This is a genomic window from Pseudomonas phoenicis, assembly GCF_047302395.1.
In the GTDB taxonomy this organism is placed as follows: Bacteria; Pseudomonadota; Gammaproteobacteria; order Pseudomonadales; family Pseudomonadaceae; genus Aquipseudomonas.
Window position 1 is genome coordinate 579,959 of the sequence record NZ_CP154852.1, and the last position, 17,642, is coordinate 597,600.

Annotated in this window: 16 protein-coding genes; 3 read left to right on the forward strand and 13 right to left on the reverse strand. The window is 63.7% G+C overall.

Annotated features, from left to right (window positions below):
• The first annotated feature begins 61 nt into the window (after nt 1-61).
• On the forward strand, nt 62-2,632 hold the full coding sequence (mutS, locus tag AA0Z93_RS02850) for a DNA mismatch repair protein MutS (protein WP_413046484.1): 2,571 nt from the start codon (nt 62-64) through the stop codon (nt 2,630-2,632).
• A gap of 139 nt (nt 2,633-2,771) precedes the next feature.
• Nucleotides 2,772-3,095: a ferredoxin FdxA gene (gene fdxA / locus AA0Z93_RS02855; RefSeq protein WP_413046483.1), complete on the forward strand. Its 324-nt coding sequence runs from the start codon at nt 2,772-2,774 to the stop codon at nt 3,093-3,095.
• A gap of 470 nt (nt 3,096-3,565) precedes the next feature.
• Here fdxA and rpoS read toward each other — a convergent pair whose 3' ends face one another.
• From rpoS to AA0Z93_RS02895, 8 genes are all read right to left on the reverse strand, one after another.
• A complete protein-coding gene (gene rpoS / locus AA0Z93_RS02860; RefSeq protein ID WP_413046482.1) occupies nt 3,566-4,573 on the reverse strand; it encodes an RNA polymerase sigma factor RpoS in 1,008 nt (335 codons plus the stop codon).
• Between the two features lie 109 nt (nt 4,574-4,682).
• Nucleotides 4,683-5,528 carry a peptidoglycan DD-metalloendopeptidase family protein gene (locus AA0Z93_RS02865; RefSeq protein ID WP_413046481.1) on the reverse strand — a complete coding sequence of 282 codons (846 nt, stop codon included), beginning with the start codon at nt 5,526-5,528 and terminating at the stop codon, nt 4,683-4,685.
• 188 nt (nt 5,529-5,716) lie between these two features.
• Nucleotides 5,717-6,355, reverse strand: a complete 639-nt coding sequence (locus AA0Z93_RS02870; protein WP_413048360.1) for a protein-L-isoaspartate(D-aspartate) O-methyltransferase — start codon at nt 6,353-6,355, stop codon at nt 5,717-5,719.
• A gap of 38 nt (nt 6,356-6,393) precedes the next feature.
• On the reverse strand, nt 6,394-7,143 hold the full coding sequence (gene surE, locus AA0Z93_RS02875) for a 5'/3'-nucleotidase SurE (protein WP_413046480.1): 750 nt from the start codon (nt 7,141-7,143) through the stop codon (nt 6,394-6,396).
• Nucleotides 7,131-8,189 carry a tRNA pseudouridine(13) synthase TruD gene (truD, locus tag AA0Z93_RS02880; RefSeq protein WP_413046479.1) on the reverse strand — a complete coding sequence of 353 codons (1,059 nt, stop codon included), beginning with the start codon at nt 8,187-8,189 and terminating at the stop codon, nt 7,131-7,133. The genes surE and truD overlap by 13 nt, the downstream gene beginning before the upstream one ends.
• Nucleotides 8,186-8,659, reverse strand: a complete 474-nt coding sequence (ispF, locus tag AA0Z93_RS02885; RefSeq protein WP_413046478.1) for a 2-C-methyl-D-erythritol 2,4-cyclodiphosphate synthase — start codon at nt 8,657-8,659, stop codon at nt 8,186-8,188. Before ispF ends, truD begins: the two co-directional genes overlap by 4 nt.
• A gap of 78 nt (nt 8,660-8,737) precedes the next feature.
• A complete protein-coding gene (gene fghA, locus AA0Z93_RS02890; RefSeq protein ID WP_413046477.1) occupies nt 8,738-9,592 on the reverse strand; it encodes an S-formylglutathione hydrolase in 855 nt (284 codons plus the stop codon).
• A gap of 8 nt (nt 9,593-9,600) precedes the next feature.
• Nucleotides 9,601-10,713, reverse strand: a complete 1,113-nt coding sequence (locus AA0Z93_RS02895) for an S-(hydroxymethyl)glutathione dehydrogenase/class III alcohol dehydrogenase (RefSeq protein WP_296264932.1) — start codon at nt 10,711-10,713, stop codon at nt 9,601-9,603.
• A 107-nt stretch (nt 10,714-10,820) separates the two neighbouring features.
• Between AA0Z93_RS02895 and AA0Z93_RS02900 the strand changes: the two genes are divergently transcribed.
• On the forward strand, nt 10,821-11,717 hold the full coding sequence (locus tag AA0Z93_RS02900) for a LysR substrate-binding domain-containing protein (protein ID WP_413046476.1): 897 nt from the start codon (nt 10,821-10,823) through the stop codon (nt 11,715-11,717).
• 12 nt (nt 11,718-11,729) lie between these two features.
• Here AA0Z93_RS02900 and ispD read toward each other — a convergent pair whose 3' ends face one another.
• From ispD to tilS, 5 genes are all read right to left on the reverse strand, one after another.
• On the reverse strand, nt 11,730-12,437 hold the full coding sequence (ispD, locus tag AA0Z93_RS02905; protein ID WP_413046475.1) for a 2-C-methyl-D-erythritol 4-phosphate cytidylyltransferase: 708 nt from the start codon (nt 12,435-12,437) through the stop codon (nt 11,730-11,732).
• Nucleotides 12,434-12,715: a cell division protein FtsB gene (gene ftsB, locus AA0Z93_RS02910; protein WP_413046474.1), complete on the reverse strand. Its 282-nt coding sequence runs from the start codon at nt 12,713-12,715 to the stop codon at nt 12,434-12,436. Before ftsB ends, ispD begins: the two co-directional genes overlap by 4 nt.
• A 158-nt stretch (nt 12,716-12,873) precedes the next feature.
• Entirely contained in the window at nt 12,874-14,163 is a 1,290-nt protein-coding gene (eno, locus tag AA0Z93_RS02915) for a phosphopyruvate hydratase (RefSeq protein WP_413046473.1), read from the reverse strand.
• Between the two features lie 268 nt (nt 14,164-14,431).
• Complete coding sequence (locus AA0Z93_RS02920) at nt 14,432-16,060, reverse strand: CTP synthase (RefSeq protein ID WP_413046472.1); 1,629 nt, start codon at nt 16,058-16,060, stop codon at nt 14,432-14,434.
• Nucleotides 16,061-16,330: 270 nt separating this feature from the next.
• The gene (tilS, locus tag AA0Z93_RS02925; protein ID WP_413046471.1) at nt 16,331-17,626 is read right to left on the reverse strand and encodes a tRNA lysidine(34) synthetase TilS; all 1,296 of its coding nucleotides are present in this window, start codon (nt 17,624-17,626) and stop codon (nt 16,331-16,333) included.
• Nucleotides 17,627-17,642: the final 16 nt, after the last annotated feature.

Here is a 17,642-nt window from a genome sequence, read left to right on the forward strand (position 1 = left end):
AAGCCTGTAACATTCGCGCTTTTCAAAATCGCCCATCGAATCACCGCTGTAAGGCCCAGTAATGTCCGACCTCGCCGCACACACCCCGATGATGCAACAGTACTGGAAGCTGAAAAATCAGCATCCGGACCAGTTGATGTTCTACCGCATGGGCGATTTCTACGAAATCTTCTACGAAGACGCGAAGAAAGCGGCCAAGCTACTGGACATCACCCTGACTGCGCGCGGCCAGTCGGCGGGGCAGTCGATTCCCATGTGCGGTATCCCGTTCCACGCCGCCGAAGGCTATCTGGCCAAGCTGGTCAAGCTCGGCGAATCGGTGGTGATCTGCGAACAGATCGGCGACCCGGCCACCAGCAAGGGCCCGGTCGATCGGCAAGTGGTCCGTATCATCACGCCCGGCACGGTGAGCGACGAAGCGCTGCTCGACGAGCGCCGCGACAACCTGATCGCCGCCCTGCTGGGCGACGAACGCCTGTTCGGCCTGGCGGTGCTCGACATCACCAGCGGCAATTTCATGGTCCAGGAGATCAAGGGCTGGGAAAACCTGCTTGCCGAACTGGAGCGCATCAACCCCGTCGAGCTGCTGTTCCCGGACGATTGGCCGGCCGGCCTGCCCGCCGAAAAGCGCCGCGGCGCGCGCCGCCGCGCGCCCTGGGACTTCGACCGGGATTCTGCGCGCAAGAGCCTGTGCCAGCAGTTCGCGACCAAAGACCTCAAGGGCTTTGGCTGCGACAAGCTGACCCTGGCCATCGGCGCCGCCGGCTGCCTGCTGACCTACGCCAAGGAAACCCAGCGCACCGCCCTGCCGCACCTGCGCAGCCTGCGCCATGAGCGTCTGGACGACACGGTGATCCTCGATGGCGCCAGCCGTCGCAACCTGGAGCTGGACGTCAACCTGGCCGGCGGACGCGACAACACCTTGCAATCGGTCATCGACCGTTGCCAGACCGCCATGGCCAGCCGCCTGCTGGCACGCTGGCTGAACCGGCCGCTGCGCGACCTGAAAGTGCTCAAGGCCCGTCAGGACTCGATTCGTTGCCTGCTCGACGGTTTCCGCTTCGAAAAGCTGCAACCGCAGCTCAAGGACATCGGCGACATCGAACGGATTCTGGCACGCATCGGTCTGCGCAACGCCCGCCCCCGTGACCTGGCACGTCTGCGCGACGCCCTGGGCGCCCTGCCGGAACTGCAGAACGCCCTGTCGGAACTCGAAGCGCCGCACCTGGCGCGCCTGGCCGCCATCGCCGGCACCTACCCGGAACTGGCCAGCCTGCTGGAGCGGGCCATCATCGACACACCGCCCGCAGTGATCCGCGACGGCGGGGTGTTGAAGACCGGTTACGACGCCGAACTCGACGAACTGCTGGCCATCAGCGAAAACGCCGGCCAATTCCTCATCGACCTCGAAGCCCGGGAAAAGGCCCGCACCGGGCTTGCCAACCTCAAGGTAGGCTACAACCGGGTACACGGTTACTTCATCGAATTGCCGAGCAAGCAGGCCGAACAGGCGCCCGGCGATTACATCCGGCGCCAGACCCTCAAAGGCGCGGAGCGCTTCATCACGCCCGAGCTCAAAGCATTCGAAGACAAGGCACTGTCGGCCAAGAGCCGCGCCCTGGCCCGGGAAAAACTGCTTTACGACGCGCTGCTCGAAACCCTCATCGAGCACCTGGCGCCGCTGCAGGACAGCGCCGCCGCCCTGGCCGAAGTCGACGTACTGAGCAACCTGGCCGAGCGTGCCCTGACCCTCGACTTGAACTGCCCAAGCTTCGTCGAGACGCCCTGCCTGCGCATCGCCCAGGGACGCCATCCGGTGGTCGAGCAAGTACTGACCACACCTTTCGTGGCCAACGACCTGGCGCTGGACGACGACACGCGCATGCTCATCATCACCGGCCCCAACATGGGCGGTAAGTCGACCTACATGCGGCAAACGGCGTTGATCGTACTGATGGCACACATCGGCAGCTTCGTACCCGCCGTAAGTTGCGAGCTGTCGCCGGTCGACCGGATCTTCACCCGGATCGGTTCCAGCGACGATCTGGCCGGCGGCCGCTCGACCTTCATGGTGGAGATGAGCGAAACGGCCAACATCCTGCACAACGCCACCGACCGCAGCCTGGTGCTGATGGACGAAGTAGGCCGCGGCACCAGCACGTTCGACGGTCTGTCGCTGGCCTGGGCCGCGGCCGAGCGCTTGGCGCAACTGCGCGCCTACACGCTGTTCGCCACCCACTATTTCGAGCTGACGGTACTGCCCGACAGCGAGCCGCTGGTCGCCAACGTCCACCTCAACGCCACCGAACACAACGATCGGATCGTCTTCCTGCACCACGTATTGCCAGGACCCGCCAGTCAGAGCTATGGCCTGGCCGTGGCGCAGTTGGCAGGCGTACCCTCGCCGGTCATTCTGCGCGCACGGGAACACCTCGGCAGGCTGGAAACCAACAGCCTGCCGCAACAACCCCTGGCTGCGTCGTCGCCCACCCAGCCACAAGCCCCGCACCAGAGCGATCTGTTCGCAAGCTTGCCGCACCCGGCCATCGAGAAGCTGGGCAAGCTGGACCTGGACAACACGACGCCGCGCCAAGCTATCGAAATGCTATATCAACTAAAAAACCTGTTATAACGCCACGACGCGCAAGCTGGTAGAATCCGCCGCGGTTTGCGAGTGCTGCAGGTTATTAGCCTGGCCTGCAGCCCTGTTCGTAAGCCGTGCTGCCCTGGAAGGATGGGCATGCTGCCGTCGCCTGAGGAGAGAATTAGAAATGACCTTCGTCGTCACCGACAACTGCATCAAGTGCAAGTACACCGACTGCGTCGAAGTCTGTCCGGTGGACTGCTTCTACGAAGGCCCGAACTTCCTGGTCATTCATCCCGACGAGTGCATCGATTGCGCCCTGTGCGAGCCCGAATGCCCGGCCCAGGCCATTTTCTCGGAAGACGAGATTCCAACCGGCATGGAAAACTTCATCGAGCTGAACGCGGAACTCGCGGAAATCTGGCCGAACATCACCGAGAAGAAAGACGCACTGCCGGACGCTGCCGAGTTCGATGGTAAACCCGGCAAGCTCGCCGACTTGCAGCGCTAGACTTTTTCCTGCGCATACGGAAAAGGCCCTATATGGGCCTTTTCCAGTTTGCAGCGGACAAAAAAAGGGGCGGTTTGACCCGCCCACATTTTCTCCATTTGTCCCTGCTCTCCTGCACATCATCCTGATGAATCGCGTCCTGCGATGTCCTTGGCCTTCGTCCTTGAGGGCCTGTACCTGTCCGTCGGCACAGTTGAATAGTACCGTTTCCCGGAGAGAGAACAACGGCCTCGGCTTACAAGAAGCTACAGCCGAAACAATTCCACAACTCTATAAAAACCAATAAATTCATATACTTAGGAAAACCCAACACTCTCATTAGATAAGTAATTACTCTTTCCTACAGCGTTTACCTACAGCTTGAGTGCGAAAACACTTACATGCCGTGACGCACCAATGGCATTCGCCATCTATTTTCTGGGCGAAAAAAAGCCCCGGAGGCGTCGGGGCTTGGGGCATTCCAAGGGCTGTCACTGAAATAGCGACTCGCTGGAAAGACCGTTTTTCTCGAGAATCTCGCGCAGGCGCTTGAGCCCTTCGACCTGGATCTGCCGTACCCGCTCGCGGGTGAGGCCAATCTCCAGACCGACATCTTCCAACGTGCTGCTTTCGTGGCCGCGCAGGCCGAAACGGCGGATCACCACCTCACGCTGCTTCTCGGTCAGCTCACCCAGCCATTGGTCGATGCTGCGCGACAGGTCGTCGTCCTGCAGCAGATCGCATGGATCGGTCGGCCGGTCGTCGGTAAGGGTATCAAGCAGGGTTTTGTCCGAGTCCGGGCCCAGTGATACATCCACCGAAGACACCCGCTCGTTGAGCCCAAGCATGCGCTTGACCTCGGCCACTGGCTTCTCCAGCAGTGCGGCGATTTCTTCGGCCGAGGGCTCGTGGTCGAGTTTCTGAGTCAACTCGCGTGCGGCGCGCAGGTAGACGTTGAGCTCTTTGACCACATGGATGGGCAGGCGGATGGTGCGGGTCTGATTCATGATGGCCCGCTCGATGGTCTGGCGAATCCACCACGTGGCGTAGGTGGAGAAGCGGAAGCCGCGCTCGGGATCGAATTTCTCGACCGCGCGGATCAGCCCCAGGTTGCCTTCCTCGATCAGGTCGAGCAACGACAGGCCGCGGTTCACGTAGCGCCGTGCAATCTTCACCACCAGGCGAAGGTTGCTTTCGATCATGCGCTTGCGCCCGGCCGGATCGCCCTTTTGCGACAGGCGCGCGTAGTGCACCTCCTCTTCGGGAGAGAGCAGCGGTGAGAATCCGATTTCGTTCAGATAAAGCTGGGTGGCGTCGAGCGCCCGGCTGTAATCGATGTACTTGTGTTGCTTCAGCGAAGCGCTGGGCTTCGACCTGGTCCGAACCGGAGATACAGCAGGTTCGTCTGACACCACATCCGTTTGCAGAACGATGCCGGTCTCCATGAGGAGTACGTCATCGTCGATGTCAAACTTCGGCACTTCATGCGTGAGAGCCATTGTTATAGTCCCTTTGCTGAGTTCGAACTCAGACTCTAGCGACGCCTACTTCCTTGGCATCACTGGAGCCTGTCCCCTTGATAAGAAGGAACAGGCCGGGTGTTACAAATCAACGGCGTGGCAGGAACTGTAGCGGATCTACGGGTTTACCCTGACGGCGGATTTCAAAGTGCAACTTTACTCGATCAGTACCCGTGGAGCCCATTTCAGCAATCGTCTGCCCCGCTTTGACTTGCTGCCCTTCCCGAACCAAAAGCCTGCGATTATGGCCATAAGCGCTGACGTACGTGTCGCTGTGCTTGATGATGATCAGTTCGCCGTAGCCCCTCAGACCACTACCGGCATACACCACTGAACCATTGGACGCAGCGAAAACAGGCTGTCCCAAATCCCCGGCGATATCAATGCCTTTATTCAAACTGCCGTTTGAAGCGAATTTGCCGATCACCACCCCGTTGGCGGGCCACATCCAGCCCCCCGCCGTGCGCTCTGAGGCAGGCACTTGCGTGACCGTGGTGGTGGTACTGGAAGACGGCGTGGATACGGTTTTGGTCATCACCGGCGTAGGCGCGACGGTGCCCGCAGGACGCCGCGTGACGGTGGTCTTCGACGAAGGGCTGGACACCACCCGCGTGCCGCCCGATCCGCTGTTGAAGCGGATGGCTTGCCCCGGTCGAATGGTATAAGGCGCGGCGATACCGTTGCGTGCGGCCAGCTCCTTGTAGTCCCAACCGTAGCGGAAGGCGATGGAAAACAGCGTATCGCCCGGCTTGACCACGTATTGTCCGGAGGTGACCGGCGTACGTTTGGCTGCCGCTGCATTGCGGTCCACTACGCTCGCGCTGTTGGAGCTGGTACTCGAACAGCCGGCAAGTAACGTCCCCATGGCCAGCGCAATCACCAGAAGTTTGAATCCCGCCCGTTCCTTGCGCTGCCGCATGACTGTGTGAACCACCCGCCGCTCCCCTCATGCTGCCGAAATGAATGTGCCGTGGGCATAGGTTGCCCTTGTGTTTATACCCATGTGCCCTTTCGGGCGATCGATCATGGGGCGCCTTTGACTGCAGTCTGGCAGGCACACGCCAGATAGACACAACGACCCGGCGAGAATTCGCCGCCGGTGGAAATTTTCCCACGCCGTGCTTAGTTTACCGATCCGTTCAACAGCGGTACGAAACGCACCGGGCCGAGCAGCGTACGGGAGAAGCCATGCTCTTCGCGCACGATCAGCATCAATTGCTGGACGTCGCCTGCCGGGCCCACCGGAATCACCAAGCGCCCCCCCGGCGCCAGTTGATCGAGCAACGCCTGCGGCACTTGCGCCGCCACTGCCGTCACAATGATACCGTTGTACGGCGCCAGGGCCGGCCAGCCCTCGCAGCCATCGCCCCAGCGAAACACCACGTTGCGCAGGTTGAGCTCGGTCAGACGTTCCTTGGCGCGGTCTTGCAAGCTCTTGATGCGCTCCACGGAAAACACCCGCTCCACCAATTGCGCCAGGATCGCGGTCTGATACCCCGAGCCGGTGCCGATCTCCATCACCTTGTCCAGCGGGCCGGCCTGCAGCAGCACCTCGCTCATGTGCGCCACGATGTAGGGCTGCGAAATGGTCTGGTTGTTGCCGATGGGCAGTGCCGTATCTTCGTAGGCGCGGTGTGCCAGGGCCTCGTCGACGAACAGGTGGCGCGGCGTGCCGCGGATCACCTCGAGTACCTTGGGGTTGCTGATGCCCTCTTCGCTCAGGCGCTGGATCAGGCGCTCGCGGGTGCGCTGGGAAGTCATGCCGATGCCTCGGCGCATCAAGTCGTCCTGCTCTCGCATCAGAGTACCCCCTCCAGCCAGCCATCGAACTGCTCGAAGGCTTCGTTGAAGGTACGGTCCAAGCGCAGCGGAGTGACCGATACGTAGCCCTGCATCACCGCGTGGAAATCGGTGCCGGGGCCGCCATCCTCGGCATCGCCGACCGCGGCGATCCAGTAGCCTTCCTTGCCGCGAGGATTGACCACCTTGGTCGGCACCGCGGCACGGGCGCGGTGGCCGAGGCGGGTCAGGCGGATGCCGCGGATGTGTTCCAGCGGCAGGTTGGGGATGTTGACGTTGAGCACCGTGCGCGGCGGCAGACTGAGGCGCGCCTGCGCCTCGACCAGGCGCCGGGCCACGTGGGCTGCGCTGGGCAGGTTGTCGGGCAGCCGCGAGAGCAGTGAAAACGCGAGTGACGTGCCGCCCAGGAAGCGACCCTCGAAAGCGGCGGCCACCGTACCCGAATAGAGTACGTCGTCGCCCAGGTTGGCGCCCAGGTTGATGCCCGAAACGACCATGTCGGGCGTTTCGGCGAGCAGGCCATTGAGCCCCAGGTGTACGCAGTCGGTAGGCGTACCGTTGAGGCTGATGAAGCCGTTGCCCAGCCGCTGCGGATGCAGAGGCCGATCGAGGGTCAGCGAGCTGCCGGCGCCACTCTTGTCTTGCTCAGGGGCGATGACCGAGCACTCGGCGTAGTCCGCCAGTGCGGCATGCAGCGCCGCGAGACCGGGTGCCGTCACACCGTCATCGTTGGAAATCAGAATACGCATGGGCTGTCCGTCTGCCCCGCCGACACCAGATCAACGAGTTCGCGCACCACCACGGTGGCGAAGCATCCGGCCGGCAGGACGAATTCCATTTGCAAGATATCAGGCTCGGGATAATGCCACGTCAGGCGTCCGATAGGGAGCCGCAGAATGCGCCGTTCGTGCGCCATGCCCGCACGCGCCAGCCATTGGCAAAGCGCTTGGTGCTGCCCGCCGACGGCGTTTTCCAGTTCGCCCGGCGCGCCGCTCGCGGGAGACTGGCCTTCCCCCCATAGCGCGCCGGTGGGGTGCAGGTCGAGGATGGCCAGGCGCGGGTCGCTGCATTCGGCCTCGCCGGCGGCGAAAAAGCTGCGGCTGTCGGTGAACGCCAGCAGGTCGCCGACTTGCGCCCGCTGCCAGGTGCCATCGGCCACGCGCGCGGCCAGCACCTGGTTGAACAGATAGCTGCGCCCCGCCGACAGCAGCCGTGAACGGACGTTGCGCTGTTCGGGCAAGGCCTGGCGCTGTGCCCAGTCGAGCGCATCGTGCACGTTGCCGCCATCGAAGCCGAAGCGCTGCGCGCCGAAATAGTTCGGCACGCCTTCGGCCTTGAGCCGCTCCAGGCGCGCGTCGAGCGCCGAGCGATCGGCACTCAGCTGGGTCAGGCGCAGGGTGAACCCGTTGGCGGCATGGGCGCCGCGCTGCAGTTTGCGCTGATGACGGGTGCGCTCGAGGATGCGCAGGGTCGAATCCTCGGCACGCGACAGATCGGGGTCGGCCTTGCCCGGCAAGTGCAGACTGAACCATTGACGGGTCAGCGCCTGGCGATCCTTGAGCCCGGCATAGCTGATCGCGCGCAGCGGCACGCCGGCGGCGCGGGCCAGGCGGCGCGCCGCCTCTTCGGTATTGAGGTCGCGCTTTTCCACCCATAGCCAGAGGTGTTCGCCCTGGCCCGAAAGCGGAATGTCGAGCACTTCGTCGACCTGGAAGTCTTCGGCCACCGCCTTGAGCACGGCGCTGCCCAAGGCGGCGCCCGAGGCGCGCGGGCCGAGCAGTTGCGATTCGTTCATGCCGTTAGCAACAAGGCGACCGCGTGGACCGCGATGCCCTCCTCGCGCCCGGCGAAACCGAGCTTCTCGGTGGTGGTGGCCTTGACGTTGACCTGGTCGAGCTCGACCTGCAGGTCCTGGGCGATGCATTCGCGCATGTGCTGGATGTGCGGCGCCATCTTCGGCGCCTGGGCGACGATGGTGGCGTCGACGTTGCCGACCTTCCAGCCCTTGGCCTGGACGATGCCGACCACGTGGCGCAACAGCATGCGGCTGTCGGCGCCCTTGAACTGCGGGTCGGTGTCGGGGAAATGCTTGCCGATGTCGCCCAACGCCGCAGCGCCGAGCAACGCATCGCTCAAGGCATGCAGCACCACGTCGCCATCGGAATGGGCCAGCAGGCCGCGGGTGTGGGCAATGCGCACTCCACCCAGGGTGATGAAATCGCCATCGGTGAAACGGTGCACATCGTAGCCATGGCCAATACGCATAGAAAAACGCCCCGAGAAAAATCAGGGCGTGATTCTACCCGCTTTACGGCGGGGGTGGGCGACGGCCAATCGCCCAGCTTAGACGCGGCCCAGTGCCATCGCGTGATGGCGCAGGTGTTCGTCGATGAAGCTGGCGATGAAGAAGTAGCTGTGGTCGTAACCCGGTTGCAGACGCAGGGTCAGCGCGTGCCCACCTTTGCGCGCGGCCTGCTCCAGCGCCTGCGGCTTGAGCTGGTTGTCGAGGAAATCGTCGCGATCGCCCTGATCGACCAACAGCGGCGGGCATTGCCCCGCCGGGGTGGATGCGAGCAGCACGCTGGCATCCCACTCGCGCCAGCGCGCACGGTCTTCACCGAGGTAGCGCGACAGCGCTTTCTCGCCCCACGGGCAATCCATGGGATTGCTGATCGGCGAGAACGCCGACACCGACCGATAGCGCCCCGGGTTGCGCAGTGCGCAGACCAGCGCGCCGTGGCCGCCCATGGAGTGGCCACTGATGCTGCGCTGCTCGGAGGCCGGGAAATGCGCTTCGATCAACGCCGGCAGTTCGTCCACCACGTAGTCGTGCATGCGGTAGTGCTGCGCCCAGGGCTGCTGGGTGGCGTTGACGTAGAAGCCGGCGCCCTTGCCGAAGTCCCAGGCGTTGTCCGGGTCACCCGGCACCTGGTCGCCGCGCGGGCTGGTGTCGGGCGCGACGATGATCAACCCCAGCTCGGCGGCCAGGCGCTGGGCGCCGGCCTTCTGCATGAAGTTCTCGTCGGTGCAGGTCAGACCGCTCAGCCAGTACAGCACCGGCAGCTTCTCGCCCTGCTCGGCCTGTGGCGGCAGGTACACGGCGAACACCATGTCGCAGCCCAGCACCTTGGAGCTGTGCCGATAACGCTTGTGCCAGCCGCCGAAGCTTTTCTGACAGGAGATGTTTTCCAGGCTCATGGCTGACCTCAGAAGTGGATCACGCTACGGATGCTTTTGCCTTCGTGCATCAGGTCGAAGGCCTTGTTGATGTCTTCCAGCCCCATGGTGTGGGTGATGAAGGTATCCAGCGGGATCTCGCCTTTTTCCGACATCTCCACGTAGCTCGGCAGCTCGCTGCGGCCCCGTACGCCGCCAAAGGCCGAACCGCGCCAGACGCGTCCGGTGACCAGCTGGAACGGGCGGGTGGCGATCTCCTGGCCGGCACCGGCCACACCGATGATCACCGACTCGCCCCATCCCTTGTGGCAGCATTCCAGCGCAGCGCGCATCAGTTGCACGTTGCCGATGCACTCGAAGGAGTAGTCCACGCCGCCGTCGGTGAGGTCGACGATGACCTCCTGGATCGGGCGGTCGTATTCCTTGGGATTGATGCAGTCGGTCGCGCCGAGCTGCTTGGCGATCTCGAACTTGGCCGGGTTGATGTCGATGGCGATGATGCGCGAGGCCTTGGCCTTGACCGCACCGATGATCGCCGACAGGCCGATGCCGCCCAGGCCGAACACGGCCACGGTGTCACCGGGTTGGACCTTGGCGGTGTTGAGTACCGCGCCGATGCCGGTGGTGACGCCACAGCCGAGCAGGCAGACCTTTTCCAGCGGCGCCTCCTTCTGGATCTTGGCCACGGAAATTTCCGGCAACACGGTGTATTCGGAGAAGGTCGAGGTACCCATGTAGTGGAACAGCTGCTGGCCTTTGTACGAGAAGCGCGTGGTGCCGTCGGGCATCAGGCCTTTGCCTTGGGTGGCGCGAATGGCCTGGCAGAGGTTGGTCTTGCCCGAACGGCAGAATTTGCACTGGCCGCACTCGGGTGTGTACAGCGGGATCACATGGTCGCCCACGGCGACCGAGGTCACGCCCTCGCCCACCGCCTCGACGATGGCCCCGCCTTCGTGGCCCAGGATGGACGGAAAGATGCCCTCCGGGTCGGCGCCCGACAGGGTGTAGGCATCGGTGTGGCAGACACCGCTGGCGACGACGCGCAACAGCACTTCGCCCGCTTTGGGCATGGCCACGTCGACTTCGACGATTTCCAGGGGTTTTTTAGCTTCGAAGGCAACGGCGGCACGGGACTTGATCATCAAAGGTCTCCAGTAGGAAAGGGTCGATCCAAGTCGCAGTGTAATTAACCGGCTTTTGATGAATAATCCCGCCGCAGTCAAAACATTATTGCCATACGGGGACAATCATGGGCAGTCGTTGGGAAGGCATCGATGAATTCGTTGCGGTGGCCGAGCATGGCCAGTTCACCGCGGCGGCCGAGCGCCTGGGCGTTTCTTCGTCGCATATCAGCCGGCAGATCGCACGCCTGGAAGAGCGTTTGCAGACGCGCCTGCTGTATCGCAGCACACGTCGGGTGACCTTGAGCGAAGCCGGGCAGACCTTTCTGCACCACTGCCGGCGCCTGCAGGACGGCCGCGAAGAAGCGCTGCGCGCCATGGGCGATTTGTCCAGCGAGCCCAAGGGGCTGTTGCGCATGACCTGCGCCGTGGCCTATGGCGAGCGCTTCATCGTGCCGCTGGTGACCCGGTTCATGGCGCTCTACCCGCAACTGCGGCTGGAAGTGGAGCTGAGCAACAGTAACCTCGACCTGCTGCAGGAGGGCATGGACCTGGCGATCCGCCTGGGCCGCTTGCAGGACTCGCGGTTGGTGGCCAGCCGCCTGGCGCCGCGACGTATGTACGTTTGCGCATCCCCTGCCTACCTCGAGCGCTATGGCAGGCCGCACAGCCTTTCGGAGCTGGCGCGGCACAACTGCCTGGTCGGCAGTTCCGACATCTGGAGCCTGCAACAGGACGGCCGTGAGTTGAGTCAGCGGGTGCAAGGTAATTGGCGCTGCAACAGCGGCCAGGCGGTGCTGGACGCGGCGCTGCAAGGCATGGGCCTGGGTCAGTTGCCGGACTACTACGTGCTCGAGCATTTGCGCAGCGGCGCGCTGGTGTCGCTGCTCGACGCCCACCAGCCACCCAACACCGCAGTGTGGGCGCTGTATCCGCAGCAGCGCCACCTGTCGCCCAAAGTGCGGCGGCTGGTGGACTATCTCAAGGAAGGACTGGCCAAGCGGCCGGAGTATTGCCAGGCCTGAGCAGACCCCGGTTCAGCCGCGGTTGGCCCAGCGTTGGCGTAGCCATTCGAGGTCTTCGGGACGGGTGACCTTGATATTGTCGCCGCGCCCTTCGATCAGGCGCGGCGCCTGACCGGACCACTCCATGGCGGACGCTTCGTCGGTGACCGCAACCTCGGCCACCTGGCATTCGGCAAGCGCACGGTGCAAGGCGCCCAGACGAAACATCTGTGGGGTGTAGGCCAACCAGATGGTGCTGCGGTCGACCGTCGCCGCGACCCGACCATCGGCGCCGACGCGCTTGAGGGTGTCTTTGGCGGGCACCGCCAGCAGACCGCCGACCGGGTCGCCGGCCAGTTCGCCCAACAGCTTGTCCAGGTCAGCCCTGGCCAGGTTGGGCCGGGCCGCATCGTGCACCAGCACCCAGTCGTCATCCGACGCCCCTTGCGCATGCAGGTGCAGCAAGGCGTTGAGCACCGAATCGGCGCGCTCACGCCCCCCGGGCGCCCGCTGTATGCGCGGATCGCTGGCGCAACGCAAACCTGGCCAGTACGGATCGTCCTCGGCCAGGCTGACCACCGCCCCCTTGAACCGAGGGTGGTCGAGAAAACAGTTCAGCGCATGTTCGATGAGGGTCTTGCCGCCCAATGGCAGGTATTGCTTGGGCCGGTCGGCCGCCATGCGCGCGCCGACCCCGGCCGCGGGTAGCACGGCCCAGAACATGGGCAAAGGCATACTCATTTCTGTGGCAGCTGGTAAAGGGTCTCGCCTTCCTTGACCATGCCCAGCTCGTGCCTGGCCCGCTCCTCGACGGTTTCCATACCTTTCTTCAACTCCAGCACTTCGGCGTAGAGCACGCGGTTGCGCTCCAGCAAGCGCTCGTTCTCGACATGCTGGTCGTCGATTTGCTGTTTGAGCTCGGCCACTTGCGCCAGGCTGCCGTTGCCCACCCACAGGCGGTACTGCAGGCCGGCCAGCAGCAGGAGCAGAACGAGGAACAACCAATAAGGACTGCGCATCAGGATATCCAGGGGTGTGAAGGGCAGCAGACGCGTGGCCCACATAGCACGAAGCCTGGCCGAGGCCAGGCTCCGTCGACAGAGACCTTGGGAATGCCTGAGCGGTTCAACGACACCGCTCGGGCAGTTCCAGGTGCTGCCTTTTTACCATCTCTCGATCAGCCGCGAAACTCGTCGCGACCCTTGTAGACGGCCTTGGCACCCAGTTGCTCTTCGATGCGCAGCAGTTGGTTGTACTTGGAGACGCGATCGGAACGGCACAGCGAGCCGGTCTTGATCTGGCCCGCTGCGGTACCGACGGCCAGGTCGGCGATGGTGGAGTCTTCGGTTTCACCGGAGCGGTGCGAGATCACTGCGGTGTAGCCGGCTTGCTTGGCCATCTGGATGGCTTCGAGGGTTTCGGTCAACGAGCCGATCTGGTTGAACTTGATCAGGATCGAGTTACCGATGCCCTTGTCGATGCCTTCCTTGAGGATCTTGGTGTTGGTCACGAACAGGTCGTCGCCGACCAGTTGGACCTTCTCGCCGATCTTGTCGGTGAGGATCTTCCAGCCTGCCCAGTCGGACTCGTCCAGACCGTCTTCGATGGAGATGATCGGGAAGCGTTCGGTCAGGCCCTTGAGGTAGTCGGCGAAGCCTTCGGCGTCGAACGACTTGCCTTCGCCGGACAAATTGTACTTGCCGTCTTCGTAGAACTCGGAAGCGGCGCAGTCCAGGGCCAGGGTCACGTCGGTGCCCAGCTTGTAGCCCGCCTTTTCCACGGCTTCGGCAATGGCGCCCAGGGCGTCTTCGTTGGAAGCCAGGTTGGGCGCGAAGCCGCCTTCGTCACCGACGGCGGTGTTCAGGCCACGGGCCTTGAGCACGGCTTTGAGGTGGTGGAAGATCTCGGTGCCCATGCGCAGGCCATCGGAGAAGGTCTTGGCGCCGACCGGCTGGACCATGAACTCTTGGATGTCGACGTTGTTGTCGGCATGCTCGCCGCCATTGATGATGTTCATCATCGGCACGGGCATGGAGTACTGGCCTGGGGTGCCATTGAGGTTGGCGATGTGCGCGTACAGCGGCAGGTCCTGGTCCTGGGCGGCAGCCTTGGCAGCGGCCAGAGACACCGCCAGGATGGCGTTGGCGCCCAGCTTGGCCTTGTTCTCGGTGCCGTCCAGTTCGATCATGGCGCGGTCCAGCGCTTTCTGATCCGAGGGGTCCTTGCCCAGCAGCAGGTCGCGGATCGGGCCGTTGATGTTGGCGACGGCCTTCAGCACGCCCTTGCCCAGGTAACGGCTCTTGTCGCCATCACGCAGCTCGAGCGCTTCGCGCGAGCCGGTGGAAGCACCGGACGGCGCGCAAGCGCTGCCGATGATGCCGTTGTCGAGCAGTACGTCGGCTTCCACGGTGGGGTTGCCACGAGAATCGAGAACTTCACGACCTTTGATGTCGACGATATTTGCCATTGTTGTAAGCACTCCAGAATTGACGAAAACGACGCAACTAGGGAAATTCGGCTGCGGGCCAGGCAGGGATGGGACGGCAGGCCTGACGCCCGCTGCCCGCTGACTTTGCGGTCAACGGGCGAACGGGCGGTACTTTACCGGAGAAACCGGCATCATGCGGCTTCTACCGTCAGAAAACTTTTCAGCTACCTGGGCCATCGAGCAACGGCGGCGTAGGAAACGTCGCCCTTCCACCGTCAGAACGGTGGACGGACGACGTATGGGCCATTCAGGCCTTTTGCTTCTGTGCCAGAGCCGCCTTGACGAAGCCGCTGAACAGCGGGTGACCGTCACGCGGGGTGGAGGTGAACTCCGGGTGGAACTGGCAGGCGACGAACCAAGGGTGGTCCTTGGACTCGACCACTTCCACCAGCGCGCCGTCGCCCGAGCGACCGGAGACCTGCAAGCCGGCATCGATCATCTGGGGCAGCAGCACGTTGTTGACTTCGTAACGGTGGCGGTGGCGCTCGACGATCACGTCCTGGCCGTAGCAGTCGTGCACCTTGGAGTTGCCGACCAGCTGGCATTCCTGCGCGCCCAGGCGCATGGTGCCGCCCAGGTCGGAAGCTTCGGTACGGGTTTCCACGGCACCGGTGTTGTCCGACCACTCGGTGATCAGGCCGACGACCGGGTGTACGCTGTTGCGGTCGAACTCGGTGGAGTTGGCGTCGGTCCAGCCCATCACGTTACGGGCGAATTCGATCACCGCCACTTGCATGCCCAGGCAGATGCCCAGGTACGGGACCTTGTTTTCGCGCGCGAACTGCACCGCCTGGATCTTGCCTTCCACACCGCGCAGACCGAAGCCGCCCGGCACCAGGATGGCGTCGGCGCCTTCGAGCAGGCTGGTGCCCTGGTTCTCGATGTCCTCGGAATCGATGTAGCGCAGGTTGACCTTGGTGCGGTTCTGGATGCCGGCGTGGCTCATCGCTTCGATCAGCGACTTGTAGGCATCGAGCAGTTCCATGTACTTGCCGACCATGGCGATGGTGACTTCATGCTCGGGGTTGAGCTTGGCGTCGACCACCTGGTCCCATTCGGACAGGTCGGCGCTGTCGCATTGCAGGCCGAAGCGCTCGGTGACGAAGTCGTCCAGGCCCTGGGCGTGCAGCACGCCTGGGATCTTGTAGATGGTGTCGACGTCTTCCAGGGAGATCACCGCACGCTCTTCGACGTTGGTGAACAGGGCGATCTTGCGTCGCGACGAAGCGTCGACCGGGTGGTCGGAGCGGCAGATCAGCACGTCGGGCTGCAGGCCGATGGAGCGCAGTTCCTTGACCGAATGCTGGGTAGGCTTGGTCTTGGTTTCGCCGGCGGTGGCGATGTACGGGACCAGCGTCAGGTGCATCAGCATGGCGCGTTTGGAGCCGACTTCGACGCGCAGCTGGCGGATGGCTTCGAGGAACGGCTGCGACTCGATGTCGCCGACCGTGCCGCCGATTTCCACCAGGGCCACGTCGGCATCGCCGGCACCCTTGATGATGCGACGCTTGATCTCGTCGGTGATGTGCGGAATGACCTGGATGGTCGCGCCCAGATAGTCACCGCGGCGCTCTTTGCGCAGCACGTGCTCGTAGACACGGCCGGTGGTGAAGTTGTTGTTCTGGGTCATGGTGGTGCGGATGAACCGCTCGTAGTGGCCCAGATCGAGGTCGGTCTCGGCACCGTCTTGGGTGACGAACACTTCGCCATGCTGGAACGGGCTCATGGTGCCCGGGTCGACGTTGATGTACGGGTCCAGCTTGAGCATGGTGACCTTCAGGCCCCGCGCTTCCAGGATGGCCGCCAGGGAAGCCGAGGCAATGCCTTTCCCCAATGAAGAAACAACACCGCCCGTGACGAATATGTAGCGCGTCATGAAAAACCCTAGAAGTCTGCGTTAAAGCGGCCAGCGCCGCCGGAGAAAGCGAAGGAAGGCCGAAGCCCCCGATCACCCGCGTCAATCACAGTGCATCTCGAAAAACTGCCGCGTCTGTACAGACCGGGGTAGTCCCGGCATGGAGCTCGCTTGTCATTTTCAGAAATTCAGCCCAGCAAAAAACTGCTTGGTAATCGGCAACCGCTGCGTTTTCGAACAAAGCGCAGAAGTTGTATCAAGAAGGGAGGGTAGTCTACCGGAATGTCCAGATCAGCTCAAATCCTGCGCGCTGTCCGGTGGCGTCCAATGGGCTTGCACGGCGGTCCCCGCAAGCTCGGGCAGGTTGGCCACCGCCAGCAGCCGGTCGCCCTGCCAGACCAGCGGCAGGCGTTGGCGGATGAAGGTCGGCACCTGGTGCTCGTTGAGCAGGCGCTTGAGGTCGCGCCGGCCGCGTCCGGGCACTTCGAGCATTTCCCCGCCGCGCCGGTATTCGACGCGCAACGCGCCACCCAGCGGCGCACCGAGCAGTCGCAGCCGGCCGTTGTCCGGTAATGCCAGCGCCACTTCGGGGTCCGTCCAGGTCACTCCGCCTGACGGGAGCCGCAACCAGCTGCCGTGCAACCACCACACGCGGCCTTGGCTGCGCAGCAGGTGCCCGTCGGTGAGACGCCAGACCGGCTGCGCGTCGACGGCCGCATCGCGCAGCGCCTCCCAGCCTGCCCAGTGCCGTGTATCGGGGAGGCGCGTGCGCGGCGCGAGCCAGTACTGCAACGCATTGCGCTGCCTGGCGGGCGACAGGTCCTTGAGCGCTTGCAGGCCGAGTGAGTCAACACCTGACCAGGCGAAGGCCTGCCCTGCCGATGCCGTCTGCAAATCGTCCCGCGCCAGCTCGTCGAGCAGGTCCTGGGCCTCCCCCAGATGCGCGGCGCTGCGCGCCAGGCTCTGCCCGACCTGTGGCCAACGCTGGCGCAGCACAGGCAGCACCTCGCCACGCAGATAATTTCGCGCAAAACGCACATCGTCATTGGAAGGGTCTTCGATCCACGCCAGGCCCGCGCGCTCGGCATGGTCGCGCAACTGCTCACGGGAACAGTCGAGCAAAGGCCGCACCAAGTGCCCGCGACCCAACCTGCGTGCCGCCGGCATGGCGGTCAGGCCGCGTACACCGGCGCCTCTGAGCAGACGCAAGAGCAGGGTTTCGGCCTGATCATCGCGGTGCTGGCCGGTGAACAGCACCGCGCCCTCCTCCAGCTCGTCGGCGAATGCCGCGTAACGGGCGGTGCGCGCCGCCTGCTCGAGGCTGGCGCCCGCTTCGACATGAACCCGGATGACCCGCAGTTCGACGCACAACCGCTCGCACACCCGCTGGCAGTGGCCGGGCCAGGTATCGGCCGCCGCTTGCAGGCCATGGTGCACATGCACCGCGCACAGTGGCGGCGCAGCATGGCGCTGCCCGTAGGCATGCAGTGCGTGCAACAGAACGGTGGAATCGAGACCGCCAGAAAAGGCGACGTACCAGCGGGGGGCGTTCAGCCAGGGGCGAAGGAAGGGGGTGAGCTCGGGCATGCAGCCTGCTTGCGGG

What these genes read in the sequence shown, in the direction of transcription:
- mutS (WP_413046484.1), top strand. Translation starts at nt 62, where the DNA reads ATGTCCGACCTCGCCGCACACACCCCGATGATGCAACAGTACTGGAAG.
- fdxA (WP_413046483.1), top strand. Translation starts at nt 2,772, where the DNA reads ATGACCTTCGTCGTCACCGACAACTGCATCAAGTGCAAGTACACCGAC.
- rpoS (WP_413046482.1), bottom strand. Translation starts at nt 4,573, where the DNA reads ATGGCTCTCACGCATGAAGTGCCGAAGTTTGACATCGACGATGACGTA.
- AA0Z93_RS02870 (WP_413048360.1), bottom strand. Translation starts at nt 6,355, where the DNA reads ATGACTTCCCAGCGCACCCGCGAGCGCCTGATCCAGCGCCTGAGCGAA.
- surE (WP_413046480.1), bottom strand. Translation starts at nt 7,143, where the DNA reads ATGCGTATTCTGATTTCCAACGATGACGGTGTGACGGCACCCGGTCTC.
- truD (WP_413046479.1), bottom strand. Translation starts at nt 8,189, where the DNA reads ATGAACGAATCGCAACTGCTCGGCCCGCGCGCCTCGGGCGCCGCCTTG.
- ispF (WP_413046478.1), bottom strand. Translation starts at nt 8,659, where the DNA reads ATGCGTATTGGCCATGGCTACGATGTGCACCGTTTCACCGATGGCGAT.
- fghA (WP_413046477.1), bottom strand. Translation starts at nt 9,592, where the DNA reads ATGAGCCTGGAAAACATCTCCTGTCAGAAAAGCTTCGGCGGCTGGCAC.
- AA0Z93_RS02895 (WP_296264932.1), bottom strand. Translation starts at nt 10,713, where the DNA reads ATGATCAAGTCCCGTGCCGCCGTTGCCTTCGAAGCTAAAAAACCCCTG.
- AA0Z93_RS02900 (WP_413046476.1), top strand. Translation starts at nt 10,821, where the DNA reads ATGGGCAGTCGTTGGGAAGGCATCGATGAATTCGTTGCGGTGGCCGAG.
- ispD (WP_413046475.1), bottom strand. Translation starts at nt 12,437, where the DNA reads ATGAGTATGCCTTTGCCCATGTTCTGGGCCGTGCTACCCGCGGCCGGG.
- ftsB (WP_413046474.1), bottom strand. Translation starts at nt 12,715, where the DNA reads ATGCGCAGTCCTTATTGGTTGTTCCTCGTTCTGCTCCTGCTGCTGGCC.
- eno (WP_413046473.1), bottom strand. Translation starts at nt 14,163, where the DNA reads ATGGCAAATATCGTCGACATCAAAGGTCGTGAAGTTCTCGATTCTCGT.
- AA0Z93_RS02920 (WP_413046472.1), bottom strand. Translation starts at nt 16,060, where the DNA reads ATGACGCGCTACATATTCGTCACGGGCGGTGTTGTTTCTTCATTGGGG.
- tilS (WP_413046471.1), bottom strand. Translation starts at nt 17,626, where the DNA reads ATGCCCGAGCTCACCCCCTTCCTTCGCCCCTGGCTGAACGCCCCCCGC.